General features: G+C 75.0%; 15 protein-coding genes. 8 read left to right on the top strand and 7 right to left on the bottom strand.

All coding sequences use genetic code 11. The annotated features are described in order from the left end of the window. Positions 1 to 161: 161 nt before the first annotated feature. From J1M40_RS04890 to J1M40_RS04870, 5 genes are all read right to left on the bottom strand, one after another. Positions 162 to 1,346 carry an AMP-binding protein gene (locus J1M40_RS04890; protein ID WP_206450511.1) on the bottom strand — a complete coding sequence of 395 codons (1,185 nt, stop codon included), beginning with the start codon at positions 1,344 to 1,346 and terminating at the stop codon, positions 162 to 164. Positions 1,347 to 1,394: 48 nt separating this feature from the next. Continuing rightward, positions 1,395 to 2,960: an aspartate:alanine exchanger family transporter gene (locus J1M40_RS04885; protein ID WP_036382950.1), complete on the bottom strand. Its 1,566-nt coding sequence runs from the start codon at positions 2,958 to 2,960 to the stop codon at positions 1,395 to 1,397. Between the two features lie 31 nt (positions 2,961 to 2,991). Beyond that, positions 2,992 to 3,975, bottom strand: coding sequence for a 1,4-dihydroxy-2-naphthoyl-CoA synthase (locus tag J1M40_RS04880; protein WP_051995303.1), 984 nt, complete (start codon positions 3,973 to 3,975; stop codon positions 2,992 to 2,994). 171 nt (positions 3,976 to 4,146) lie between these two features. Then, positions 4,147 to 6,393, bottom strand: a complete 2,247-nt coding sequence (locus tag J1M40_RS04875; protein WP_206450510.1) for a S9 family peptidase — start codon at positions 6,391 to 6,393, stop codon at positions 4,147 to 4,149. 102 nt (positions 6,394 to 6,495) lie between these two features. Beyond that, positions 6,496 to 7,986 carry an NCS2 family permease gene (locus J1M40_RS04870; protein WP_049147937.1) on the bottom strand — a complete coding sequence of 497 codons (1,491 nt, stop codon included), beginning with the start codon at positions 7,984 to 7,986 and terminating at the stop codon, positions 6,496 to 6,498. A gap of 65 nt (positions 7,987 to 8,051) precedes the next feature. On the opposite strand from J1M40_RS04870, the gene J1M40_RS04865 reads away from it, so the two are divergent. After that, positions 8,052 to 9,350: an MFS transporter gene (locus J1M40_RS04865; RefSeq protein WP_206450509.1), complete on the top strand. Its 1,299-nt coding sequence runs from the start codon at positions 8,052 to 8,054 to the stop codon at positions 9,348 to 9,350. 21 nt (positions 9,351 to 9,371) lie between these two features. On the opposite strand, the gene J1M40_RS04860 is transcribed toward J1M40_RS04865, so the two are convergent. Then, complete coding sequence (locus J1M40_RS04860) at positions 9,372 to 9,845, bottom strand: Lrp/AsnC family transcriptional regulator (protein WP_036316705.1); 474 nt, start codon at positions 9,843 to 9,845, stop codon at positions 9,372 to 9,374. 189 nt (positions 9,846 to 10,034) lie between these two features. Between J1M40_RS04860 and J1M40_RS04855 the strand changes: the two genes are divergently transcribed. The 3 genes from J1M40_RS04855 to J1M40_RS04845 are packed head-to-tail and all read left to right on the top strand — an operon-like array spanning position 10,035 to position 13,776. Next, the gene (locus tag J1M40_RS04855) at positions 10,035 to 11,237 is read left to right on the top strand and encodes a thiamine pyrophosphate-dependent enzyme (RefSeq protein ID WP_161787786.1); all 1,203 of its coding nucleotides are present in this window, start codon (positions 10,035 to 10,037) and stop codon (positions 11,235 to 11,237) included. Positions 11,238 to 11,239: 2 nt separating this feature from the next. Continuing rightward, a complete protein-coding gene (locus J1M40_RS04850; RefSeq protein WP_010080328.1) occupies positions 11,240 to 12,289 on the top strand; it encodes an alpha-ketoacid dehydrogenase subunit beta in 1,050 nt (349 codons plus the stop codon). Next, positions 12,286 to 13,776, top strand: a complete 1,491-nt coding sequence (locus J1M40_RS04845; protein WP_206450508.1) for a dihydrolipoamide acetyltransferase family protein — start codon at positions 12,286 to 12,288, stop codon at positions 13,774 to 13,776. Before J1M40_RS04850 ends, J1M40_RS04845 begins: the two co-directional genes overlap by 4 nt. A 115-nt stretch (positions 13,777 to 13,891) precedes the next feature. Here the strand turns inward: J1M40_RS04845 and J1M40_RS04840 are convergent, their stop codons facing one another. After that, positions 13,892 to 14,683, bottom strand: a complete 792-nt coding sequence (locus tag J1M40_RS04840; protein WP_342356884.1) for a phosphatase PAP2 family protein — start codon at positions 14,681 to 14,683, stop codon at positions 13,892 to 13,894. A 56-nt stretch (positions 14,684 to 14,739) separates the two neighbouring features. Between J1M40_RS04840 and J1M40_RS04835 the strand changes: the two genes are divergently transcribed. The 4 genes from J1M40_RS04835 to menD all read left to right on the top strand — a co-directional run. Further along, positions 14,740 to 15,426, top strand: coding sequence for a hypothetical protein (locus J1M40_RS04835; RefSeq protein WP_206450507.1), 687 nt, complete (start codon positions 14,740 to 14,742; stop codon positions 15,424 to 15,426). A gap of 80 nt (positions 15,427 to 15,506) precedes the next feature. Continuing rightward, entirely contained in the window at positions 15,507 to 16,580 is a 1,074-nt protein-coding gene (locus J1M40_RS04830) for an o-succinylbenzoate synthase (RefSeq protein ID WP_206450506.1), read from the top strand. A 227-nt stretch (positions 16,581 to 16,807) separates the two neighbouring features. Then, entirely contained in the window at positions 16,808 to 18,952 is a 2,145-nt protein-coding gene (locus J1M40_RS04825) for a PhoX family phosphatase (RefSeq protein WP_169577776.1), read from the top strand. Between the two features lie 116 nt (positions 18,953 to 19,068). Then, the coding region (menD, locus tag J1M40_RS04820; RefSeq protein WP_206450505.1) for a 2-succinyl-5-enolpyruvyl-6-hydroxy-3-cyclohexene-1-carboxylic-acid synthase at positions 19,069 to 20,934 on the top strand (1,866 nt) is incomplete at its 3' end.

The raw sequence follows: 20,934 nt of genomic DNA, 5'->3' as shown, positions 1-20,934 counted from the left end.
CTCCTGGGGAGCGGGGTGGGGATCGGCGCGCGGCGGGCCGGGTCGACGGCGGAGCGCGGCCGGGGCCCGACGTCGGCCGGGCCTGGGTCATTCTCCCACGCGCGGGGTCGGCGGGTTCCGTCCGGGGCGAACGCGGCCCCCACGGCCCGGCCCGGACCCGCTCAGCCCGCTGCGGTGAACCGGGCGGCGAGCGCCTGCCGGTCGGTCTTGCCGGTGGAGAGCAGGGGGAGGGCGTCCAGGGCGAGCCAGGTCTTGGGCACGGCCGCCGCGCCGAGTGCGTCCCGGATGTGGGCGCGCAGGGCGTTCTCGCCGACCGGGGAAGCGGGGTCCGCCGGCACCACCGCCGCGCAGAGCCGCTGCCCCCACTCGGGGTCGGCCACGCCGGCCACGTGGGCCGCCGCGACGCCCGGGTGGGCCTCGAGCACCGCGGTCACCGCGGCCGCGGACACCTTCACCCCGCCCGTGATGACGACGTCGTCCAGGCGGCCGGTCACGGCCAGCCGCACGCCCCCGTCGTCCGTGGGGGAGAGGATGCCCGTGTCCTCGGTCAGGAAGGCGCGGGCGCCGTCCACGGCGGTGACGAAGTGGGCGGCGGTGCGGGCGGGGTCGTCGAGGTAGCCGGCCGCCACCATGGGCCCGGCCAGGCGCACGCGCGGCGGGGCGTCGGGGTCGTCGGGGGCCACCGCGGCGGTGACGCCGGGCAGCGGCACGCCGTCGTAGACGCAGCCGCCGCACGTCTCGGCCATGCCGTAGGTGGCGGTGAGGCGCACCCTCGCCGCCTCGGCCGCGGCCCGCAGCGCGGGATCGAGCCGGGCGCCGCCCACGAGCACGCGGTCGAAGGAGCGCAGGGCCGCCCGCCCGGCCGGGTCGGCGTCGGCCGCGAGGAGGCGGGCGAGCTGGGTGGGGACGAGCGAGACGAGCCGGGGGCCGGCGTCGTCGGGCAGGGCGGCCGCCCCGGTGGCGAACGACGCGGGCGTGAACGGGCCCGGTGGCAGGGCCACGGGTGCGGTCCCGGCCGCGATCGAGCGGGAGAGCACGGCGAGCCCGGCCACGTAGTGCACGCCGAGGGCCAGCAGCCACGCCCCCTCGCCGCCGAGCCGCCGGGCCGTGGCCGCGGCCGAGGCGCGCAGGGCCGCGCCGGTCAGGACGATCTGCTTCGGCGTGCCCGTGGACCCGGAGGTGCGCACCACGGCGACGGCGTCCGGGTCGCCGCAGCGGAGTGAATCGCGGGCCTCGGGTCGGGCGAGGACGGCGCCGTCGGCGGTCAGCTCGACGGGGGCGCCGCCGTCGAAGGCCGCCGCGAGGGCGTCCGTGGCGCGGGCGAGGGCATCGGCGGTGGCGGGCATGGCCCCGAGTGTAGGAGGCCCGACGGTCGGACGGATCCGCCCGGCCGGTCAGAGCATGAACGGCACGGTGGCGATCTTGACCACCATGATCAGCGCGAACAGCTGGGCGTACCCCTCGGTCACGCGGGCGTCGGTGGACCGGGAGAGCGCGTAGTCCAGGATCGCCGGCTGGCCCGTGATGCCCGCCAGCGCCCCGTAGGTGCGATCCACGGACTGCCCCAGCAGCCGTGCCGCGGCGATGAGCAGGGCCGCGGTCAGCGCGGTGAGCACGGCGGACATCAGGATGGCCAGCCCGCCGACCCGGGTGAACACCGTCTCGATGAACGCCGGGCCGGCGGCCAGGCCCACCACGCCCAGGAAGAGCATGAGGCCGAACTGCCGCAGCGTCAGCGCGATCTCCGTGGACGGCTCCCACACCGTGGGTCCCGTTCGGCCGATCGCACCGAGGGCGAGGCCGACGAGGATGCACCCGGCCGCCGGGCCGAGGGAGAAGGAGGCCCCGCCCGGAAGCGGGATTGTCACCATGCCCAGCAGGTAGCCCAGCGCCATGCCCGTGCCCAGGGAGATCCAGTCCAGGTTCGAGAGCCCGCGGGTCGAGTTGCCGAAGAAGTCGCGCACCGCCTCCATCCGCGGCGCGGTGGTCACGATGAGCACCCGGTCGCCGACCTTGAGCTCGGTCTGCGGGGTGGCCAGCGACTCGACGTCGTCGCGCCGCAGCCGGGCGACGTCGGTGCCGAAGCGCTCGCGCAGGGACAGCGTGCCCAGGCGGCGATCGGCCAGGGCGCGGGCGGTGACGATGACCATGGAGGTCTGCAGCGGGTTCATCACCCGCGCCGGGTCGGCGCCGGTGCGGCGGCCGAAGGCCTGCACGGCCGCGTCGATGTTCTTCTCCGTGCCGTCCAGGACGACCTCGTCCCCGGGTTCGATCCGGTCGGCGGAGCCGGCGATCCGGGCCACGCCGCCGTGGCGCAGCGCCACCACGCGCACCAGCCCCTCGGAGATCCCGGGGATCTCCCGCACGGCGAGGGCGGAGGTGGCGACCGCGGCGGTGAAGCGCAGCTTGCCGTCGGTCACCGGCGCCGGATCGCGCGGGGAACTGCTCCACGGGCGGGCGGCGAGCAGGGTGATCGCGATGATGGTGCCGACCACGCCCACCAGGTAGGAAAGCCCATAGCCCACGGCCGGGGCCTGCCCGCCGGTGAGCTGGTTCGCCAGCGCCATCGCCGGCGTCGCGGTGAGCGAACCCGTCCACACGCCGATCGCCGTCGGCAGGTCCAGGTTGTGCAGCGCGGCCAGCGGGTGCACCGTGAAGGCGGTGAGGATCACCACGACGACGGCGGCCAGCATCAGGGGCAGGTTGCGGCGCAGGTCCCGGAAGAACACCTTGCCGGCGCCGAGCCCGATCAGGTAGGCGAACAGGGCCAGGCCGAAGCTCTGGAACAGGGCCAGCCGGTCGCCGACGTCGGGCAGCACCGCCCCGACGAGCAGGCCCACGAACAGTGCTCCCGAGGCGCCGAGGCGGATCTTGCCCAGGGGGATGGTGCCGACGGCGGCGCCCAGGGCGACGGTGGCCATGAGGACGAGGATGGGCTGGTCGTTGAGCAGTGCGAGCATGGGCGGGTCCCCGTCCTGCCGTGGCGGTCGGTCAGAAGTGGTACGGGAAGGCGGACCAGTCCGGGTCGCGCTTCTGCAGGAACGCGTCCCGGCCCTCCACGGCCTCGTCCGTCATGTAGGCCATGCGCGTGGCCTCGCCGGCGAAGACCTGCTGGCCGGCCATGCCGTCGTCGGGAAGGTTGAACGCGAACTTGAGCATGCGCAGGGCCTGCGGGGACTGACGGTTGATGTCCGCGGCGTACTCGAGGGCGACCTCCTCGAGGCGCTCGTGGTCCACGGCCTCGTTCACCGCGCCCATGGCCACCATCTCCTCGGCCGAGTACTCGCGCGCCGTGAAGAAGATCTCGCGGGCGCGCTTCTGGCCCACCTGCCGGGCGAGCAGGGCCGAGCCGTAGCCGGCGTCGAAGGAGCCCACGGTGGCGTCCGTCTGCTTGAACTTCCCGTGCTCGCGGGAGGCGAGGGTCAGGTCCGCGACCACGTGCAGCGAGTGGCCGCCGCCGGCCGCCCAGCCGTTCACGACGGCGATGATCGCCTTGGGGGAGGTGCGCATCAGGCGCTGGACCTCGAGGATGTGGAGGCGTCCGGCGCGGGCCGGGTCGATGGTCTCGGCCGTCTCCCCCTCGGCGTAGCGGTAGCCGTCGCGGCCGCGGATGCGCTGGTCCCCGCCGGAGCAGAACGCGTGGCCGCCGTCCTTGGGGGAGGGGCCGTTGCCGGTGAGCAGCACCGTGCCCACGTCCGGGGTCATGCGGGCGTGGTCGAGAGCGCGGTAGAGCTCGTCCACGGTGCCGGGCCGGAACGCGTTGCGGACCTCGGGGCGGTCGAAGGCGATGCGCACCGTGGGCAGGTCGCGCACCCAGCGGCCGTCGGCGTCGCGCTCCACCTGGCGGTGGTAGGTCAGGTCCTCGAAGTCGAAGCCCTCGACCACGCGCCAGCGCGTGGGGTCGAAGATGTCGGAGACCTGCTCGGGCAGGCGGTCGCGGTCGGGGCGGGCGGCGTCGGGCTGCGGGGTGCTCATGGGGCCCGAGTCTAGGCCCGCCGGGCGAGACGGGGGTGGGCCGCCCGCCTCGCCCGGCGGGCCAGACAATTCGGTCGTTCCAGGGCCGTTCTGACAGCAGTACTCTCTGGTTCGCGCGCGGTGCACCAGCGCATCGACGGGTGCGCGGGCTGACGGAGGGCCCACCCAGGCTCAGTCGATCCGCGCCGTCGCCCCCAGCGCCGTCAGCAGGAACGCGTACTCCCACGCGGTGTCCTCCCAGCCCTGGTACCGGCCGGACGCGCCGCCGTGGCCGCCGTCCATCTCGGTGCGCAGCAGGATCGGGGCGCCGCCCTCGGCCAGGGGCGTGGCCTGGTCGCTCGTCACCGTCCGCCGCAGCTGGGCCACCCACTTGGCCGGCTCGACGTAGTGCACGCGGGTGTCGTTCAGGCTCGTCACGGCCGCGATCGCCGGGTAGTCCACCGCCCGCACGTTCTCGTACGGGGTGTAGGCGCGCATGGCCTCGTACACGGCCGCGTCCTCGATCGGGTTGCCCCACTCCTCCCACTCGAGCGCGGACAGCGGCAGCTCCGGGTCGAGGATGGTGGTGAGCGCGTCCACGAACGGCACCACCGCCAGGCACGCCCGGTACAGCTCCGGCGCGAGGTTCAGCACCGCGCCCATGAGCAGGCCGCCGGCCGAGCCGCCCATGCAGGCCACGCGCGCCGGGTCCGCCCAGCCGAGGTCCACGAGGTGCCGGGTGGCGTCCACGAAGTCCGTGAAGGAGTGCCGCTTGGCCAGCTTCTTGCCGTCCTCGTACCAGCGCCGGCCCAGTTCGCCGCCGCCGCGCACGTGCGCGACCGCGAACACCACGCCCCGGTCCAGCAGGGACAGCCGGGCCACACCCAGCACGGGGTCCATGGACATCTCGTAGGAGCCGTAGCCGTACACCACGCACGGGGCCGTCCCGTCCGGCTTCACGTCGCGGCGCCGGATCACGGTGACGGGGATCCGCACGTCCTCCCCGGTCACCGACGACGGCTCGGACGCGGGCGCCCACACGCGCTCGGCCACGTAGTCGGCCGGGTCGTAGCCGGGCACTTCCGTCTCGCGGCGCAGGTGCACCTCGCCGGTCGCCGCCGAGACGTCCAGCACGCGCGCGGGCGTGATCCAGGACGTGTAGGCCAGCCGCAGGAACGGGGACTCGGCCGCCGTCGCGGACAGATGGCACGCGTAGAGCTCCTCGTCGAACGCGGGCTCGCGCCAGTGCGCGGCCTGCCCGGCCAGCACGGCGTCCAGTTCGGTGACGACGACGCGCGGGGTCGTCTCCCGGCGCACGGCCAGGGCGGCGTGGGTCAGGGTGACCATGACACCGTCGACCTTCACGTCCTCGCGGTGCGGGACGACCGTGCGCCAGGCGCCGCGGTCGGCGACGTCCGCCTCGGCGACCACCGAGAGCATCCCGTTGGGCGCGGCGACGGGGGCGCCGTCGTCGTCCAGGGCGCGGTCGTGGACCACGAGCAGCCGGCGGACGCCGTCGGCGTCGGTGATGGGCTCGACGTCGGCGAGCATCCGCCACGCGCGGGGGATCAGCACGCGCGGGGCGGGCAGGGGCGCGGCGGGGTCCTCCGGCAGGTCGACCACGAGGGTCTCGGAGACCTCCGAGTTGCCGACGCCGATCAGCAGCTGGGTGCGGTCGGCCACGCCCTCGAAGCCGGTCCACATGCCCGGGTCGGCCTCCTCGTGCAGGATCACGTCCTCGGCCGGGTCGGTGCCGAGCACGTGGGCCTTGACCTGGTACGGCCGCCACGAGTCGTCCCACACGGTGTAGAACACGCGGGTGCCCGAGCGGTCGAAGCGGACGCCGTGGGCCACGTTCTCGACCGCGTCCGGCAGGTCCTCGCCCGTGGCGATCTCGCGCACGCGCAGGGTGAAGCGCTCGTCGCCGGTGTGGTCCACGGCGTAGGCCACCCGGGTGGCGTCCGGGCTGATGTGCAGGCCGCCGAGCGCGAAGAACGGGTGGCCCTCGGCCTCGGCGTTGCCGTCCAGGATCACCTGCTCGCCCGGCAGGGCGGCGTCCGGGGTGATGACGGGCGGGGTCCAGTCGGCCTCGAGGTCGCCGGTGTCGCGTGCGGGCACGCGGCAGTGGATCGGGTACTCGGCGCCCTCGCGGGTGCGCACGAAGTACCACCACCCGTCCCGGCGGGCGGGCACGGAGCGGTCCGTCTCCACCGTGCGGGCCTTGATCTCGCCGACGATCGCCTCGCGCAGCGGCGCCTGGTCCGCGGTCACGGCCTCGGTGTACGCGTTCTCGGCGGCCAGGTGCTCGAGCACGCGGGGCTCCGCCTTGCCGCGCAGCCACTCGAAGTCGTCCTGGAACGTGTGGCCGTGGTGGCGGCGGGTCACGGGCTCGGCGGAGGCGGACGGCGGGACGGGGGCGTGCGACGTGGTCTGGGGCATGCGGCCCATCCCATCACGCCGCGCGGGGCGGGGCCGACACCCCGCGCCGCGCACGACGACGGCGGCGCACCGGTCCGGTGCGCCGCCGTCGGGGGTGGCGGGTCAGTTCAGGCCGAGGGCCGCCCGGACCACGCCGAGCCCGAAGTACGCGACGAACGCGAGCGCCACGAACCACAGCAGCGGGTGCACTTCGCGGCCGCGGCCCTGGCCCGTGCGGATCACCGCGTAGGCCACCACGCCGGCGCCGATGCCGTTGACGATCGAGTAGGTGAACGGCATGAGGATGAACGTGAGGAACGCGGGGAAGGCCGCGCCCGGGTCGGACCAGTCGATCTGCACCACGTGCTGGCACATCATGAACCCGACCACCACGAGCGCGGGGGCCACGGCCTCGAACGGCACGAGGTGGATGAGCGGGGAGAGGAACACGGCCGCGAGGAAGAACAGGCCGGTGAACACGGAGGCCAGGCCGGTCCGGGCGCCCTCGCCGATGCCGGTGCCGGACTCCACGAAGATCTGGTGCGCCGAGCCGGAGGCGCCACCGCCCACCGTGACCGCGAGCGCGTCCGCGGCGAGCACCCGGTTCAGGTCGGGGATGGAGCCGTCCGGGTTCACGGTGCCGGCCTCGCGGGCCAGGCCCACGGAGACGCCCATCGCGTCGAAGAACACGGAGAGCAGGATCGCGAACACGAGCAGGGAGGCCATCAGCCCGCCCACGGAGGTGAAGGCGCCGAACAGGTCCACGCTGCCGAGCAGGTGCAGGTCCGGGGCGGTCCACTCGGGCAGGGAGGGGGCGATCAGGGACCAGCCGGTGGGCACGGCGTTCCCGTCGGCGTCCACGGAGGGGCCGATGTGGAACACGGCCTCCAGCACGTTGGCGAGGATCGTCGCCGCGACGATGCCGATCAGGATGGCGCCGCGCACCTTGCGGATCACGAGGACCGCGGTCAGCAGCAGCCCGACGACGAAGACCAGCACGGGCCAGCCCTCGAGCTCGCCGCCCGTGCCCAGGCCCACCGGGACCGTGGTGTCGGCGGCGTCCGGCAGCCGCCGCACGAACCCGGCGTTGACGAGGCCGATCAGTGCGATGAACAGGCCGATGCCCACCACGATGCCGGACTTCAGCGCCTCCGGGACCGCGTCGAACACGGCACGGCGGAAGCCGGTCACCACGAGCAGCAGCATCACGAGACCGGCGAGGGTGACGAGGCCCATCAGCTGGGGCCAGGTGAGCCCCGGCGTCGTGGCGATGGTGATGGAGACGAACGCGGAGACGCCCAGGCCCGCGGCCACCGCGAACGGGTGCCGCGCCCACACGCCCATGACGATGGTCATGACGCCCGCCACGAGCGCGGTGACGGCGGCCACGGCGGGGATGCCCAGGGTGTTCCCGGCCGAGTCGGGCCCGGACAGGATCAGCGGGTTCAGCACCACGATGTAGCTCATCGCCAGGAACGTGGCGAGGCCGCCGCGGAACTCCTGGCCCACCGACGAGCCGCGCTCGGTGATGCGGAAGTACCGGTCCAGGGCGCCGCGGGCAGCGGCGGGGGACGGGGCGGGCGAGGGCGGTGGAGAGGCGGTGCGGGAGGCCATGGCACCAGCGTAGTGACCCGGTCCCACGACGATCGCGCGCGTGCCGTCCCGCTACGCTCGCGGGCATGCGTCCCCGCTCCGCCTCCGCCGCCCGCACCCGGGAGGCGCTGCGCGACGCCGTGCAGATCTACGCCCCCTCCACCGTCTACGCCGTCGGCCTGGGCGCCATGACGCCCGCGCTCGCGGTGGCGGCGCTGGCCCTCGGCCTGGACGCGGCGCGGGCGGCTGCCGTCGTGCTGCTGGTGGGGCTCGGCTCGCTCGTGGCCAACGGGCCGGCCTCGGCGCTCGCGGCCCGGGCGGGGGAGCGGGTCACCATGGTCGTCTCCGCCGGGCTCGGCACGGTCGGCGCGGGTCTGGCCTGGGCGACGACGGCCGGGGTGTCCTCCGGGCCGTCGGCGGCGGGGGTGGCCGAACCGGGGCGGTTGGCGCTGTTCCTGGCCGCGGTGCTCGCCGTGGGCATGGCCGGGGCCGGGTTCAACCTGGCCCGCCAGGCGTACCTGGCGGTGGCGGTGCCGGCCACGCACCGGGCCCGCGCGATGTCCACGCTCGGCGGGACCGTGCGGATCGGGACGTTCCTGGGCCCGTTCCTGGGTGCCGCCGCGCAGGCCCCGCTCGGGCTGGACGGCGCGTTCGCCGCGGCCGCCGCGGCCATGGCCGTCGGCGCCCTGCTGTGCCTGCGGATCCGGGATCTGCCGGTGCCGGCGTCCGATCCGGCGGCGGGGGAGGAGCCCGGCCCGGCCGGTCGACCCCGGCTGCGGGACGTGGCGCGCGCCCGGCGCGGGGCGTTGCTCACGGCCGGCTTCGGTGTCGTGGCCGTCTCCGCCGCCCGCGCGGCGCGCAACGCCGTCATCCCGCTGTGGGCCACGCACCTGGGCCTGGACGCGGCGACGGCGTCGCTCGTCTTCGGCCTGGCCGGCGCGGCGGACCTGCTGCTCTTCTACCCCTCGGGCCGGCTCATGGACCGCTTCGGCCGGCGCGCCGTGGCGGTGCCGTGCCTGACCCTGCTGGGGGCGGGGTTCCTGGCGATCAGCCTCACCCGGGAGCCGACGGCGTTCGCGGCGGCGGCGGTGCTGCTGGGCATCGGCAACGGCTTCGGCGCGGGGATCGTGATGACCCTCGGGGCGGACCACTCGCCGCCGAACGCGCGCGCCCCGTTCCTCGGTCTGTGGCGCTCGATGTCCGACGCGGGGATGCTCGCCGGGCCGCTGCTGCTCTCCGGGGCGACCGCCGCGGCCGGGCTGGCCGTCGGCGTCGGCTCCCTCGCGGTCGTCTGCGGTCTCGGAGCGGTCGTGTTCGCCGCGGTGCTGCCGCGCGGGCCGGGGGCCGTGGCGGACCCGCCGCCCGTCGTCGTGCGCCCCCGCTGACCGGGGCACCGGACCGTCGGCTCAGTCGGCGGTCTCGTCCGGGGGGATGGTCTGCCCGGAGGCCTGGTCGTCGAAGACCATGTACGTCTGCGTGTCGACGACGCTCGGCAGGGTCTGCAGTTCGTCGAAGATCACGCGGCGCAGGTCGGCGGTGTCCCGCGCGCGGACCAGCAGGATCACGTCCATGTTCCCGCCCACGAGGGAGACGTGGGAGACCTCGGGGATGGCCAGGAGCGTGGCGCGCAGCTCTCGCCAGTCGTGCTGACGCAGCTTCATGGTCACGTGGGCGGAGGCCCCGAAGCCGACCTTGACGGGGTCGACCCGCACGGTGAAGCCTGTGATCACGCCTGCGTCCTGCAGGCGGTTCAGGCGCGAGTAGCAGTGCGCGCGGGAGATGTGCACGCGCTCGGCCAGGGCCGCGACGGACATCCGCCCGTCCTGCGTCAGTTCGCGGACGATCGCGCGGTCCACGCGGTCCAGCGGCTCGGCGGCCATGGCTCCTCCTGGGGCGGGGCGGATGGGGTCGGCCACGCGGCGGCGGACCGTCTGCGTGGCACGAGTCACAATAGCAGTTTGTCCGATGGAGTGCCTGATTTGCACCGGATCGTCTCGTGATCCCGAGTGAGCGCGCGACACATTGACCCTCTTGGGCACACTGAAGGCCACAGATCGAGAGGACCCGCCATGAGTGACCCCACCCCCGCCGTGCCCGGGGCCGCCCGGACCGACGAGGCCGAGACCCGCCCGAACGCCGGCGCCGCCTTCGGCATCTCCCTCGAGGAGTACCTGCTCCCCGCCGCCCGCCGCATCCAGCTGATCGGCGAGGACGGCACCCTGCTGGCCCCGGAGGAGCAGGGCACCGAGCCCGGCCACGAGTATCCCCTGCCCTCCGACGACGAGCTGCTGGCCGCCTACCGCCACCTCGTCATCGGCCGCCGCGTCAACGACCAGGCCTACGCCCTGGTGCGCCAGGGCCGCATGGCCGTCTACCCGTCCTCGCACGGCCAGGAGGCCTCCGAGGTCGCCGCCGCCGTCTGCCTGGGCGAGGACGACTGGCTGTTCCCGACCTACCGCGACACCGTGGCCGTGATCGCCCGCGGCGTCCCGCCGCTCGAGGTGATGGTGGCCTACCAGGGCACCTGGCATCAGGGCTACGACCCCCAGAAGCACCACGTCTCCATCCAGTCCACGCCCCTGACCACCCAGATGCTGCACGCCGTCGGGATGGCCAAGGCCGCCCGCCTGCGCGGCGAGGAGGTCGTGTGCCTGGCCATGGTCGGCGACGGCGGCACCTCCGAGGGCGACTTCCACGAGGCGCTGAACTTCGCGGCCGTGTTCAAGCTGCCGGTGATCTTCTTCGTGCAGAACAACAAGTTCGCCATCTCCGTGCCGTTCGCCAAGCAGTCGGCCGCCCCGTCCCTGGCCCACAAGGCCGTGGGCTACGGCCTGGCCGGCGAGCGCGTGGACGGCAACGACCTCGGCGCCCTGCTGGCCGTGCTGGGCCGCGCCGTGGAGCTGTGCCGGCAGGGCCAGGGCCCCTTCCTCGTGGAGGCGGACACCTACCGCATGCAGGCGCACACCAACACGGACGACCCCTCGCGCTACCGCGACGACGCCGAGGTGAAGGAGTGGGAGGCGCGCGACCCGCTGCGCCGCATGACCGCCTACCTCGAGTCCACCGGCGCCCTCACCGAGGAGGTCTCGGCCCAGATCGCCCGCGACGCCGAGGACGTCGCGCAGCAGCTGCGTGACGCCATGAACGCCGAGACGGAGCTCGATCCGCTCGAGCTGTTCGACCACGTCTACTCCGTGCAGACCCCGCAGCTCGCCGCCCAGCGCGCGCAGCTGGCCGAGGAGCTGTCCCGTTCCGAGCACCAGGAGGCCTGAGCATGGCGACCCTGACCTTCGCCGCCGCGCTCAACGCGGCGCTGGCCGACGAGATGGCCGCCGACGACATGGTGGTGGTGTTCGGCGAGGACGTCGGCACCCTCGGCGGTGTCTTCCGCATCACGGACGGGCTGACCGCGCGCTTCGGCGAGGAGCGCTGCTTCGACACCCCGCTGGCCGAGTCCGGCATCGCGGGCATGGCCGTGGGCATGGCCCTCGGCGGCGCCCGCCCCGTGATCGAGATGCAGTTCGACGCGTTCGCATACCCGGCCTTCGAGCAGATCGCCTCGCACGTGGCCAAGATGCGCAACCGCACCAAGGGCGCCACGCCCATGCCGATCACCATCCGCATCCCCTACGGCGGCGGCATCGGCGGCGTGGAGCACCACTGCGACTCCTCCGAGTCCTACTACGCGCACACCCCGGGCCTGAAGGTGTACACCCCGGCCTCGGTGAAGGACGCGTACATGATGCTGCGCTCGGCCATCCGTCTGGACGATCCGGTGGTCTTCATGGAGCCCAAGAAGATGTACTGGACCAAGGCCGAGCTCGACCTCGACCAGCTGCGCGAAGAGTTCGAGGAGGGCTGGGCCCGCGTCGAGGACAAGAAGGAGCACGGCGAGGCCTGGGCGCGCGCCGCCGTCGTCCGCGAGGGCACGGACGTCACCCTCGTCTCCTACGGCCCCTCCGTCCCCACCTGCCTCGCCGCCGCCCACGCGGCCGCGGAGGAGGGGCTCGCGGTGGAGGTCGTGGACCTGCGCACCGTGAACCCGCTGGACGAGGACACGATGACCGCCTCGGTCGCCAAGACCGGCCGCGCCGTCGTCGTCGCCGAGCCGCAGGGCTTCGCGTCCGTGGCCTCCGAGCTGGTGGCCCGGATCCAGCAGCGCTGCTTCCACTCGCTGGCGGCGCCCGTGGGCCGCGTGACCGGCTTCGACATCCCGTTCCCCGCGCCGAAGCTCGAGGAGCACCACCTGCCGAACATCGACCGCATCCTGGACGCGATCGACGACCTGAACTGGGACCTGGACGCCGAGGAGGCCCGCGCATGAGCAACACCTTCCTGCTGCCCGACCTGGGCGAGGGCCTGACCGAGGCCGACATCGTCCGCTGGCTCGTCGCCGAGGGCGACACCGTGGCCGTCGACCAGCCCATGGTCGAGGTCGAGACCGCCAAGGCCCTCGTCGAGGTGCCGAGCCCGTACGCCGGCACCGTGCTGATCCTGCACGGCGCCGAGGGCGAGACGATGGACGTCGGCAGCCCGCTGATCACCATCGGCGAGGCCGGCGAGTCCGGTGAGGGCTCCGCGCCCGTCGCCGGCACCGAGACCCTCGCCGTCCCACCGTCCACCGGTGCGGCCGCGGCCGAGGCCGCCCGCCCCGGCGCGCTGAGCTACCGCGAGGAGGAGATGGCCGGCGTCCAGCCGAAGCCGGACAAGGCCCGCGGCGGCGACGGCGACGTCGCCGGCTCCGACGACGAGGCCTCCGGCGCCGTGCTCATCGGCTACGGCACCTCCGGCCACAGGGCCACCTCCCGCAGTCGTCCGTCCAAGCGCGGCCGCGGCGCCACCCGCCCGACGCCGGCCCCCACGGCCGAGGCCGGCGCCCCGCGCGTGACCTCCCCGATCGTCCGCAAGCTCGCCCGCGAGAAGGGCGTGGACGTGGCCGCGCTGACCGGCACGGGCCCGGACGGCCTGATCACCCGCGCCGACGTGCTCACCGCGGCCGAGGGCTCCACCCCGCAGGCCGCCCCGACCCCGGCGCCGTCGGCCGCCGCCGCCCCGGCGGCCGGGGCCACCGCGCAGCCGGGCGCCGTGGACGGGCGGACCGGCCTGGCCGTCGTCGCCCGCACCCCGATCACGGGGGTGCGCAAGGTGATCGCGGACCAGCTCTCCCGCTCGCGCCGCGAGGTCCCGGAGGTCACGGCGTGGCTGGACGTCGACGTCACCGCCCTGCTCGAGCTGCGGGCCGCGCTCAAGGCGAAGGACCCGGAGAACGCGCCCTCGCTGCTCGGCCTGATCGCCCGCTTCACCCTGGCCGGCCTGCGCCGGTACCCGGTGATGAACGCGCGCATCGAGGCGGGGGCGGACGGCAGGGACGAGATCGTGGAGGTCGACGGCGTCCACCTCGGCCTGGCCGTGCAGACCGACCGCGGCCTCATGGTGCCGTCGGTCGAGCACGCGGAGAAGCTGTCCGCGGACGAGCTCACCGCCGCCATCAACGACACCGTCAGCCGCGCCCGCGCGGGCCGGGCCGCCCCGGCCGAGCTCACCCGCGGCACGTTCACGCTGAACAACTACGGCCCGCTGGGCACGGACGGCGCCACGCCGATCATCAACGTGCCCGAGGTCGGGATGCTCGGCATCGGCCGGATCATCGACCGCCCGTGGGTCGTGGACGGGGAGATCGTGGTCCGCAAGGTCACCGAGATGACCGTGACCTTCGACCACCGCGTCACCGACGGCGCCACCGCGAGCGCGTTCCTCACGTTCGTGGCGGACTGCCTCCACGATCCGACGGCGGCCCTCGCCCGGTTCTGATCCGGACGATCCCGGCCCGCCTCAGCCCCTGACGAGCCCTGCGATGTGGCGGCCATTCCTCGCGGATGGCCGCCACATCGCAGGGCTCGTCGTCTGGTGGGCGTGCGGGGAGGGGTCAGTCCGCGCGGCCGCGGCGGAAGGCCGTGCCGAGCGCGCCCCACAGCAGGACCGCGGGGGAGGCGCTGAGCAGGATCCCGGCCGGCTCGGCCGCTGGGTGGGGGCCGGCGCCGCTGGTCGCGGGGGTGTCGAGGGTGAGGGCCAGCAGCGTCAGCCCGGCCGCCAGGCCCGCGACGCCCAGGGACCAGAGCGTGGCCTCCACGCCGCGGGCGCCGCGCGGTGCGGGCCGCGGTGCGCCGTCGTACCGGGCGAACGGCACGGCGAGCAGGCCCCAGGCGGCGGACACGAGCGCCGCGGCGGCCATGTCCGACGGCCGGTGCCAGGCCTCCGTGTAGGCGACGGCGCCGGTGCAGGCGCTGACCACGGCGCCGAGGACGGTGGTGAGAGGTCGCCACCGGGCGGGCACGAGCAGCAGCGCGGCCACCGCGGCGCCCGTCGCGAGCGTCATGTGGCCCGAGGGCAGTGAGTTGCCGCCGGACCACGGGACCCCGTCGGCGTGCTCGGGCCGCGGAAGCGCCGCCTTGAGCAGCTGCGTGGTGAGGTTGGACCCGACCAGCACGACGAGGGCGAGCAGCCCCCGCCGCCGCCACCGGGCCACGGCGAGCGCGCCGAGCGAGGCCAGCGCCATGCCGACCGCCAGCCCGAGCGGCAGGATCCGCACCACTTGGGAGGCCACGTCCGGCACGGTGTCCGCGTAGCGCTCCTCGACGGCGCGGAACACCTGGTACTCGAGCACCTGGCCGGCGGAGGACCACACCAGGGCGGCGTAGACCAGCACGACGCCGGCCACGCACGCGGCCAGCGCCAGCCACCACGTCCACGAGGGGAGGCGGCGCGGGGCGGGCCATGACCCGCGTGCCCCCCGCCCACGGACATCGCCCGGCCCTCCGCGACTCCACCGGCTCGGCCCCCGGCCCGGGTGCCGAGCCGGGCGCCCGGCCCCGTCTCTCGGCCGAGGACCTGCTGGCCGCCCGGGACGCCCTGGCCCCGTTCGGCCGGCTGAGCCGGCAGGAGCCCATCGAGTGGGCCGCCGAGGAGCCCCTCGCCCCGGACCTGGCCGACTTCTACCGCTACGTGGGGCCGGAGTGGCTGGAGATCGACACCCTCGGCCTGCCCGTGATGTTCTTCCCGCTGGACCGCCTGTGGGACGAGCAGGCCGGATACCGGTGGAACCACCGCACCGGTGCGCTGCTGGTGGACTGGAACGACGACTGGACGGTGGTGGCCAAGCAGGGCGCCGACCCGTTCATCCACGCGGCCTCCACCGGCCAGGTGCTCATGGCCCCGGGAGACGAGGGCTGGGAGGACCGCCTGGACGAGCCGCGACCGGTCTTCCGCGACCTCACCGAGATGACCCGCGCGCTCGCGGCCGTGGGCACGGCGTGGGCGCGCTTCGACGACCCGTTCACCGCCGACTGGCACCTCACCGAGGAGGTGACGGCCGCCGTCGTCGCCGGCCTGGAGGGGGTGCTCGGCGCCCACGACCGCGCCGTGGACCTGGCCCGTGCCCTCGGCTACCTCGGCGCCGTCTGAGCGTCGGCGCCGACACAGACAGTCCCACCCCGCCGGCGCCCGTCGGAACGGGAGCCGAGCGCCCTTCCTACACTGGCCGCATGAGCACCGCCCCCGCCCTGCCCCCGCTGCCCGGCGCGCCGGGCGGTCCCGCCCTGCCGAGCGTCGAGGAGCTGCTGGCCGACGCCGTCGCGGTCGCCGTGCCGATGCGCGTGCGGTTCCGCGGCACGGACCTCCGCCACGCCCTGCTGCTGCGCGGCCCGGCGGGCTGGGGCGAGTTCTCCCCGTTCCCGGAGTACGGTCCACACGAGAGCGCCGCGTGGCTCGCCGCCGCGATCGAGGCCGGCTGGCAGGGCTGGCCCGCCCCGGTCCGCGAGACCATCCCCGTCAACGCCACCGTGCCCGCGGTGGACGCGGACGACGTCGAGGCCGTCCTGGCCCGCTACGGCGACGGCATCACCGCGGTCAAGGTCAAGGTGGCCGAGCACGGACCCGAGGGCGGTCTCGTCCCCGGCGGCCGCGAGGCCGACCTGGCCCGCGTGCGGCGCGTGCGCGCGCTGCTGCCCCACGCGCAGGTCCGCGTCGACGCCAATGCCGGCTGGACGCCCGCCGAAGCCGTGGACGTGCTCACCGAGCTGGCCGACGTCGGCCTCGAGTACGCCGAGCAGCCCGTGCCCGGCATCACCGACCTCGCGGAGGTCCGCGCGGAGCTGCGCGCCCGGGGCGTCCCCACCCCGATCGCCGCGGACGAGGCGGTCCGCAAGGCCGAGGACCCGCTCGCCGTCGCGGCCGCCGGGGCCGCGGACCTGATCGTGGTGAAGGTCCAGCCGCTCGGGGGCGTGCGCCGCGCCGCGGCGATCGTGGCGGCCGCGGGGCTGCCCGCGGTGGTCTCCTCCGCGCTGGACACCTCCGTGGGCATCGCCGGCGGCGCCGCGCTCGCCGCCTGCCTGCCGTCCCTGCCGCACGCGTGCGGGCTCGGCACCGCGGCCCTCTTCGAGCACGACGTCGTCGCCCCGGCCTGGCGCCCGCGCGCGGGGGCCCTCCCGGCACCGGGGGAGCGGGCACCCGCCCCCGACCCGGAGCTGCTCGACCGCATCCGGGCGGACGGGACGCGGCAGGCGTGGTGGGCCGACCGCCTGCGCGCGGCCCACGCGGTGCTGGCCGCGCAGGGCTGACGAGCCCGCCCGGTCCCCGTCGACGCGGGGCATGTGAGCCGGATTACAGCATGTCGACGGGGCGAAATCCGGCGGCCGGGAAGAGTTCAACTCGCGGCCACCTGGGCGTGGCTCGCCGCTCGGAGCGAGGGGCCAAGGTGATGGCGGCCCCGGCCGGTCTCACCCCGGGGTCGTCTCCGGCCCGGCACCGGACCCCGGACCATCCCCACGACGCGAAGGACCCCGTCATGCTGAAGCGCCTCCTCCCCATGGCCGGCCACACCCGTGGCAACCGCTCCGCCGTCACGTGCGAGCTCAAGTGCGGCAACGCGTGCGCCCACCCGGTGCCCAACACCTCGGCGAACCCGACCTTCCAGCAGATCGCGGAGACCGCCATCTCGCGCCGCTCCGCCCTGGTCGGCGGCACCGGTCTCGCCGCCGCCGTCGTCATCGGCTCCCAGGTGGCCCAGGCCCCCGAGGCGCTCGCGGACAACGGCCGGCGCCCGACCGGCGGCGGCAAGCTCCCCTTCGAGCCCATCGCGCCGGTGAGCCGCACCGTGGACACCATGACCGTGCCGGAGGGCTACGACTGGGGCACCGTGATCCGCTGGGGCGACCCGCTGTTCGCCGACTCCCCGGAGTTCGACATCGAGCACCAGACCGGTGCGTCGCAGGCCGCCCAGTTCGGCTACAACAACGACTACCTGAACATCATCACCGACGGCGGCAACGACCGCTCCGGCTACCTCGTCTCCAACCACGAGTACACCAACGAGAACATCATGTTCTCCCCGGAGTACATCGCCTCGAACTTCGAGGACGTCGTCAACGTCGGCCTCCAGGCCCACGGCCTGTCCATCGTGGACCTCAAGCGCGCCAAGCGCGGCGCCCCGTGGGAGTACGTCCGCGGCGGCCGCCGCAACCGCCGCATCACCGGCACCACCGAGTTCGAGGTCCGCGGCCCGGCCGCCGGCCACGCGCTGCTCAAGACCGTCGAGGACCCGACCGGCACCCGCGTGCTGGGCACCCTGAACAACTGCGCCGGCGGCACCACCCCGTGGGGCACCGTGCTCTCCGGCGAGGAGAACTTCAACCAGTACTTCAAGGGCCGCGGCACGGCCGAGGAGAAGCGCTACGGCATCTCCGCCGCCGCCACCAGCCGCGGCTGGGAGAAGGTCCACGACCGCTTCGACCTGACCAAGCCCGGCTACGAGAACGAGGCCAACCGCTTCGGCTGGGTCGTCGAGATCGACCCCGAGGACCCGACCTCCACGCCCGTGAAGCACACCCTCCTGGGCCGCTTCAAGCACGAGGCCGGCACCGCCGTGATCTCCCCGTCCGGCCACGCCGTGGTCTACTCCGGCGACGACGAGCGCCACGACTACCTGTACAAGTTCGTCTCCGCCGAGAAGGTCCGCGAGGGCGACAAGAAGCACAACATGCGCCTGATGGACAAGGGCACCCTCTACGTGGCCAAGTTCTCCGGCGACTCCCCGGCCGCCCAGATCGACGGCAGGGGCACCCTGCCCTCGGACGGCGCCTTCGACGGCTCCGGCGAGTGGATCGCCCTGGCCGACGAGAAGACGTCCTTCGTCCCGGGCATGTCCCTGGCCGAGGTCCTCGTCTACACCCGCCTCGCGGCAGACAAGATGGGCGCCACCAAGATGGACCGCCCGGAGGACGTCGAGACCAACCCGGTCACCGGCAAGGTCTACGCGGCCCTGACCAACAACACCAAGCGCACCGCCGTGGACGAGGCCAACCCGGTCATCGGCAACCGCGACGGCCACGTCATCGAGATCACCGAGCGGGGCGGGGATCACACCTCCACCACCTTCACCTGGGTCATCCTGCTGCTCGCCGGCGACCCGGCGGTCTCCTCCTCGGCCTACTTCGCCGGCTACCCGAAGGAGAAGGTCTCCCCGATCTCCTGCCCGGACAACCTGGCGTTCGACTCCGAGGGCAACCTCTGGATCTCCACCGACGGCCAGCCCGGCACCATCGGCTACGCCGACGCGCTGCACAAGGTCACCCTCGACGGCGCCGAGCGCGGCCGCGTCCAGCAGTTCCTCGCCGTCCCCCGCGACGCCGAGACCTGCGGCCCCGTGATCCACGACCGCGACAACTCCGTGTTCGTCAACGTCCAGCACCCGGGCGAGGACGGCACCTGGGGCGCGCACACCTCCTACTTCCCGGACTTCCTGAGCCCGACTGGCCCGGTCCAGGTGGGCGACAAGGTCGCGGCCCCGCGTCCGTGCGTCGTCCAGGTGTTCAACGCCACCGGGAACAACGGCATCGGCAAGGGCGCCGGCAAGGAGAAGGGCAACAAGGGCAAGGGCAACGGCAACGGCAACGGCAAGGGCAACGGCAACGGCAAGGGCCCGAAGGGCTGACCCCCGCCTCCGCGAGGACCCTCGACGAGGCCGTCACGGCCGGCGCCACCGCGTCACCGTGGCGGCCTCGCCGCGTCCGGGGCCCGTCCGCGCCCGGGCCTAGACTGGTGGCCACCATGACCTCCGTCGACTCCCTCTCCGTGGCGCGCGCCGTCGCCACCGCCCTGATCGACGCCGGCATGCGGGACGCGGTGGTCTGCCCCGGCTCCCGCTCCGCCCCGCTGGCTTACGCGCTCGCGGCCCTCGAGCGCGCCGGCGAGGTCCGCCTGCACGTGCGGGTGGACGAGCGCTCGGCCGGCTTCCTCGCCCACGGGCTCTCGCTGGCCTCGGGGCGCCCGGTGGGCGTGCTGACCACCTCGGGCACCGCCGTCGGGAACCTGCTGCCCGCCCTGATGGAGTCCATCCACGCCGGCACGCGCGTGATCGCGCTGACCGCGGATCGTCCGCCCGAGCTGCACGGCACCGGCGCGAACCAGACCACGGACCAGAGGGGCGTGTTCGGCACGCACGTCCGCCATGCCGCCTCCCTCGGCTGCGACGCCGCCGACGGCGTGGATGCCGAGCAGCATCTGCGCCACGTGCGGGCCACCGTGCGCCGGGCCCTGCTGGCGGCCGAGGGGGTCGTCGCCGAGGCCGGTTCCGACGACGGCGCGCCCGGTCCGGTGACGATGGCAGAGGCCCCGGCCGGGCCGGTCCACCTGAACCTGCACTTCCGCGACCCGCTCGTGCCGAGTCCTGAGGAGGCGGCCGCCATGGGCGCCGCCGCGGCGCCGCACACCCCTGCTCCGGCCGTCGCCCCGACCGGCGCGAGCCCGGCCGCCGCCGCGTCGGCCTACCGGGCGCCCGGGGCGGTGCTCTCGGGGCTGCCCGAGCTGGACGTCGCCCGCCTGGACCAGCGGCGCACCGTCGTGCTGGCCTGCCACGGCGCCGGCCCCGTGGCCGCGGCCTTCGCGCTGTCCCTGGGCCTGCCCCTGCTGGCCGAGCCGTCGTCGAACGCGCGGTTCTCCGCCAACGCCATCGCCGCCTATCCGCTCCTGCTGGGCGCGGCCGGCGGGCGCGACGCGGACGCACACCCCCTTGCCGCCCGCATCGAACGGGTCGTGCTGTTCGGCCGGCCCACGCTCACCCGGACGGTCAACGCCCTGCTGGCCCGCCCCGACGTCGCCACGGCCCTGCACGCCCCCGAGCCCGCACCATGGTTCGAGCCGGGCCGGCGCCGGGAGACGCCCGTGGAGACCCTCGAGGAGCTCGCCGCCTTCGCCGGGCAGGGCGAGCCCGGCTGGCTCGCCGCGTGGCAGCACGCCTCGATGCGCGCCCAGGCCGCCGTGGAGGACGCGCTCGTCACCACCGACGCCGGCGACCGGCTCAGCCCGCAGACGGTGGCGCACGTGAGCGCCGCCATGGTCCGGGGTCCGCTCGTGCTGGGCTCGTCCTCGGTGATCCGGGACGTGGACCTGACCTGGCGGCCCCCCTCGGCGCCGGACGCGGAGGTGTACGCCAACCGCGGGCTCGCCGGGATCGACGGGACCGTCTCCACGGCCGCGGGCGTCGCACTGGCGCGCGGACGGCGGACCGTGGCCCTGCTCGGCGACCTCACCGCCCTGCACGAGGCGGGCGGCCTGCTCGTGGGCCCCACCGAGACCGAGCCGGACCTCGACCTCGTGGTCGTCAACGACGACGGCGGGGCGATCTTCGCGAGCCTCGAACACGGGGCCGTGGCCGAGGCGCCCGGCATGGCGGACCCCGTCGAACGGCTCTTCGGCACCCCGCACGGCGTGGACCTGGCCGCCCTGGCCGCCGCGTACGGCCTCCCGCACACGCGGGTCACCGACCGCGTCGACCTCGTCCGGGCCCTGTCCGACCCGGTGCGCGGCCGGCGTCTGCTCGAGGTCCGCTGCGACCGCGCCGACCGCCCGCGCGTCGCCGCCGCCCTGGCCGCGGCGGTGCGCGCCACGTTCCCGCCCGCGTGCCCCGTCCCGGAC

Origin of the sequence: Micrococcus sp. KRD026 (assembly GCF_017168445.1) — a bacterium.
Lineage (GTDB): Bacteria > Actinomycetota > Actinomycetes > Actinomycetales > Micrococcaceae > Micrococcus > Micrococcus luteus.
This window is presented reverse-complemented; position numbering and strand designations above follow the sequence as displayed.